Source organism: Skermanella sp. (assembly GCF_059503625.1).
The window spans coordinates 6,587-11,515 of record NZ_JCACHA010000705.1 but is presented as its reverse complement, the minus strand read 5'-3'; the positions used below and the strand labels follow the sequence as shown (position 1 = coordinate 11,515).

The window sequence follows — 4,929 nt, the reverse complement described above, 5'->3', positions numbered from 1 at the left end:
CTGCGCCAGACCGGTCGCGATGGCGGAGGCCAGCGTGCAGCCGGTGCCGTGGGTGTGGACCGTTTCGATCCGGCGGGAGGTGAAGACTTCCTCCCCGTCGTTGGTGACCAGGATGTCGGTGACGGTCTCGCCTTCCATGTGCCCGCCCTTGATCAGGACGGCCTGCGGGCCGTAGCTGAGGATCAGGTTGGCGGCGTGGCGCATGTCGTTGATGTCGAGGATCTCCATCCCGCTCAGCACCTGGGCTTCCGGGATGTTGGGCGTCAGGACCTCGGCCAGCGGCAGCAGCCGGCGCTGGAGCGCTTGGCTGGCGTCGGGGTCGAGCAGCGAGGCTCCCCCCTTGGCGACCATGACGGGGTCGACCACCAGCGGGATGTCGGCGCCCAGCTCCTCGATCACGTCGGCAACAGTGTTGATGACGTCGGCGCTGTGGAGCATGCCTGTCTTGATCGCGTCGGCGCCGATGTCTTCCAGCACCAGCCGCATCTGCTGGGCGATGAACTCGACCGGCACCGCATGGATGCCGAACACGCCGAGCGTGTTCTGAGCAGTCAGGGCCGTGATCGCCGTCGCGGCATATCCCGTCAGTGCGGTGACAGTCTTGATGTCACCCTGGATACCGGCGCCGCCTCCGCTGTCGGAGCCGGCGACGATCAAGACCCTTCCTCTCATTCCGCCGCTTCCTGTTCCCGTGCAGCCGCCTGCTGAATGCTGTTGACGATATCCCCCACGACGGCATTAACCAAGGACTCATCGTCACCCTCGGCCATGACGCGGATGACGGGCTCGGTTCCGGACTTGCGGATCAGCAGGCGTCCGATGCCGTCAAGCCGGGCTTCGCCGTCTCGGATGGCTTCCTTGACGAGGTCGTCCTCGAGCGGAGCGCCCCCGCCGAACCGGACGTTCTTGAGCAATTGCGGCAGCGGGTCGAAGACGCGGCAGACTTCGCTGACCCGGAGCTTGCTCTCCTGAATGACCGCCAGCACCTGCAATGCAGCGACGAGTCCGTCGCCGGTCGTGCCGTAGTCGCTCAGCACGATATGGCCGGACTGCTCGCCGCCGACGTTGAAGCCGTGCTCGCGCATGTGCTCGACGACGTAGCGGTCACCGACCGGCGTCCGGACGAGGTCGAGGCCGATGCCCTTGAGGTAGCGTTCCAGTCCCAGGTTGGACATGACGGTGGCGACGACGCCGTTGCCCTTCAGCCGGCCCGTTTCGCACCACGACCGGCCGACCATGCCCATGAGCTGGTCGCCATCGACCTGCCGCCCCTTCTCGTCCACCAGGATCAGCCGGTCGGCGTCGCCGTCCAGCGCAATGCCGAGATCCGCGCCGTTGGCAAGCACCTCGCTCTGGAGCATCGCGGGAGCGGTGGCGCCACAGCCACGGTTGATGTTGATGCCGTCCGGCTTGACGCCGACCGCGACGACTTCGGCGCCCAGTTCCCACAGGACCTTGGGAGCGACCTTGTAGGCGGCGCCATGGGCGCAATCGACGACGATCTTCAGCCCGTCCAGCCGAAGGCCGCGCGGGAAGGTGTTCTTGACGAACTCGATATAGCGGCCGCTGGCGTCGTCCAGGCGGCTGGCGCGGCCAAGGGCCGCCGGCTTGACCAGACCGGTCCCGAGGGGATCGTTCAGGCGCGCCTCGATCTCGCCCTCGACCTCGTCGGACAGCTTGTAGCCGTCGGGGCCGAACAGCTTGATGCCATTGTCCTGGAACGGGTTATGCGACGCCGAAATCATGATGCCGAGATCGGCGCGCAGGCTGCGGGTCAGCATGGCGACCGCCGGGGTCGGCATCGGACCGACCAGCACCACGTCCATGCCCATGGAGATCAGCCCCGCCGTCAGCGCCGGTTCCAGCATGTAGCCGGACAGGCGCGTGTCCTTGCCGATCACGGCCAGATGCCGGTGATCGCCGCGATGGAACTGGATCGCCGTGGACATGGCGACCTTCAGCGCGGTTTCGGCGGTCATCGGCTCGATGTTGGCGGTGCCACGGATGCCGTCGGTACCAAACAGTTTTCGCGTCATGATCCCTCTCGAACAATCGCGGTGTTCTAGCGGAAAAACCGGCGACATGCCAACGATCGGCGCAAACGCATTCGATCAGGCGGCGTTTTGCCCCTCGATGGCCAGCCACAAAGCCCTGGCCTGATACGTCTCCGCGACATCGTGGACCCGGACGATCTGGGCGCCCTGCCCCAGGCTGGCCAGCGCGCCGGCCAGCGATCCGGCGAGCCGGTCCTTCGGCGGCTCCTTGCGGCTCAGCGTACCGATGAAGCCCTTGCGCGACAGGCCGATCAGGACGGGCAATCCTAAGCCGTGGAACAGCGCGGTATGGCGCAGGACGTCCAGGTTATGCGCGACCGTCTTGCCGAAGCCGATGCCCGGATCGACGCACAGGTTCTCCGGCCGGATGCCGGCCTCCAGGCAAACCGCGACCCGTTCGGCCAGATACGCGTAGACGTCGGTCGAAACGTCCAGGTAATCGGGAGCCTGCTGCATCGTGCGCGGTTCCCCCTTCATATGCATCAACACGACCGGAGCCGCCGACCGGACCGCGACGCCGAGGCTTTCCGGATCGCCGGTCAGGGCGGTGACGTCGTTGATGATGTCCGCCCCCGCCTCCAGCGCCGCCGCCATGACGGCGGCGTGGCGGGTGTCGATCGACACCTTGGCGCCTGTTCCGGCGAAATGACGCACGACGGGGACGACGCGCCTGATTTCCTCCTCCGGCGATACCGGATCGGCGCCGGGGCGGGTCGACTCACCACCGACGTCCAGGATATCGGCCCCGGCATCCAGCAGCGCCGTGCCCTGGGCGATGGCATTGGCGTGGTCGAGGAAGTCGCCGCCGTCGCTGAAGCTGTCGGGGGTGACGTTGACGATTCCCATGATCGCCGGTTTGTCGAGGACAAGGCCGGCGAAGGGCTGCCGAGGGCGCGACAGGGCGCCGAGCCACCGTGCCGCCGGTTCCCATCCCGCGATTTCGGCCAGAGGACCGGACGCGCGGGCGATCCGCCCGTCTCCATGCCTGACGATCACCTCGACCAGCGCGAAGGCGAGCGGACCGCCGGCCAGCCAGCGGGCGATACCCGCTTCGACAGCAGCCGCCGCCGTCGCGTGTCCCAGGATGCCCAGCGGGCGGATGAAGACCGCGCCGCCATCCCGCTCTGCCGACAAGCAAAAGCCCCGGAGTGATCCGGGGCTCGTTGCCGGCTCCATATCGTTTGGAGCCATTAGTCTTCAGTCCTTACGTACCCGGCTGGGGTTCCGGTTCGAGACCGCCGGAGTCCTTGCTGCCGCTGGTCGGGACCGACGCACGGCGTCCCGGAGTCGGCTGCTTGGGCGGCGGCGGAGTGTCCTGCTTGTCGGTTCGGATGATCGCCTCGCCGCGCAGCAGGGCGTTGATCTCCTCGCCCGACAGGGTTTCGTACTCCAGCAGCCCCTTACCCAGGGTGTGGAGCTGGTCGAGGTTCTCGGTCAGCACCTTGCGGGCGGTCGTATATGCGTCGTCGACGATCCGGCGGACTTCGGCGTCGACCTGGGCGGCGGTCGCGTCGGACATGTTCTTGTGCTGGGTAACCGAGTGGCCCAGGAAGACCTCCTGACTCGGCTCGCCGTAGAGCAGCGGCCCCAGCTTCTCGCTCATGCCCCACTCGGTCACCATCCGGCGCGAGATGTCGGTCGCCATCTTGATGTCCGACGACGCGCCCGTAGTGACACGGTCGATGCCGAAAATGATCTCCTCGGCGACGCGGCCACCCATGGCGACTGCAAGGTCGGCTTCCAGCTTGGCGCGGCTGAGGGAGATACGGTCGCCTTCCGGCAGACGCATCACCATGCCGAGCGCACGGCCGCGCGGGATGATGGTGGCCTTGTGGACGGGATCGCTGTCCTTCATGTGGATCGCGACGATGGCGTGGCCGCCCTCGTGGTAGGCCGTCAGCTTCTTCTCGTCCTCGGTCATGACCATGGAGCGGCGCTCCGCACCCATCATGACCTTGTCCTTGGCGTTCTCGAACTCGGCCATGCCGACGACGCGCTTGCCGGCACGGGCGGCCAGCAGAGCCGCTTCGTTGACGAGGTTCGCCAGATCGGCGCCCGAGAAACCGGGAGTGCCGCGGGCGATGATGCGGGCTTCGACGTCCGGAGCCAGCGGCACCTTCCGCATATGGACCTTGAGGATCTTCTCGCGGCCGAGCACGTCGGGGTTCGGCACGACGACCTGACGGTCGAAACGGCCGGGACGCAGCAGGGCCGGGTCGAGCACATCCGGACGGTTGGTCGCGGCGATCAGGATGACACCCTCGTTCGCCTCGAAGCCGTCCATCTCGACCAGCAGCTGGTTGAGGGTCTGCTCGCGTTCGTCGTTGCCGCCGCCGAGACCGGCGCCGCGATGACGGCCGACCGCGTCGATTTCGTCGATGAAGATGATGCAGGGGGCGTTCTTCTTGCCCTGCTCGAACATGTCGCGGACACGGCTGGCGCCGACGCCGACGAACATCTCGACGAAGTCGGAGCCGGAGATGGTGAAGAAGGGAACGTTGGCCTCACCCGCGACGGCACGGGCCGTCAGGGTCTTACCGGTACCGGGAGGACCGACCAGCAGCACGCCCTTGGGGATCTTGCCGCCCAGGCGCTGGAACTTCTGCGGGTCCTTCAGGAACTCGACGATCTCCTCGAGTTCCTGCTTCGCCTCGTCGATGCCGGCAACGTCATCGAACGTCACTCTTCCGACCTTTTCGGTCAGCAGGCGCGCCCGCGATTTGCCGAAGCCCATCGCCTTGCCGCCGCCCGACTGCATCTGGCGCATGAAGAATATCCACACGCCGATCAGGAGGAGCATCGGGAACCAGGACAGCAGCACACTGAACAACGACGGCACATTGCTGTCGTCGGGCATGGCGCTGATCCGGACGCC

Annotated in this window: 4 protein-coding genes; all 4 read right to left on the bottom strand. The window is 66.8% G+C overall.

Translation table 11 applies throughout. The annotated features are described in order from the left end of the window. Positions 1 to 672, bottom strand: a 672-nt coding sequence (gene thiD, locus AC5JJ6_RS23530) for a bifunctional hydroxymethylpyrimidine kinase/phosphomethylpyrimidine kinase (RefSeq protein WP_496044384.1), incomplete at its 3' end; no start/stop codon positions are given. Continuing rightward, on the bottom strand, positions 669 to 2,039 hold the full coding sequence (gene glmM, locus AC5JJ6_RS23525; protein WP_496044385.1) for a phosphoglucosamine mutase: 1,371 nt from the start codon (positions 2,037 to 2,039) through the stop codon (positions 669 to 671). The genes glmM and thiD, both read right to left, overlap by 4 nt. Before the next feature lie 72 nt (positions 2,040 to 2,111). Continuing rightward, the gene (folP, locus tag AC5JJ6_RS23520; RefSeq protein ID WP_496044383.1) at positions 2,112 to 3,188 is read right to left on the bottom strand and encodes a dihydropteroate synthase; all 1,077 of its coding nucleotides are present in this window, start codon (positions 3,186 to 3,188) and stop codon (positions 2,112 to 2,114) included. Between the two features lie 70 nt (positions 3,189 to 3,258). Further along, positions 3,259 to 4,929, bottom strand: a 1,671-nt coding sequence (ftsH, locus tag AC5JJ6_RS23515) for an ATP-dependent zinc metalloprotease FtsH (RefSeq protein WP_496044382.1), incomplete at its 5' end; no start/stop codon positions are given.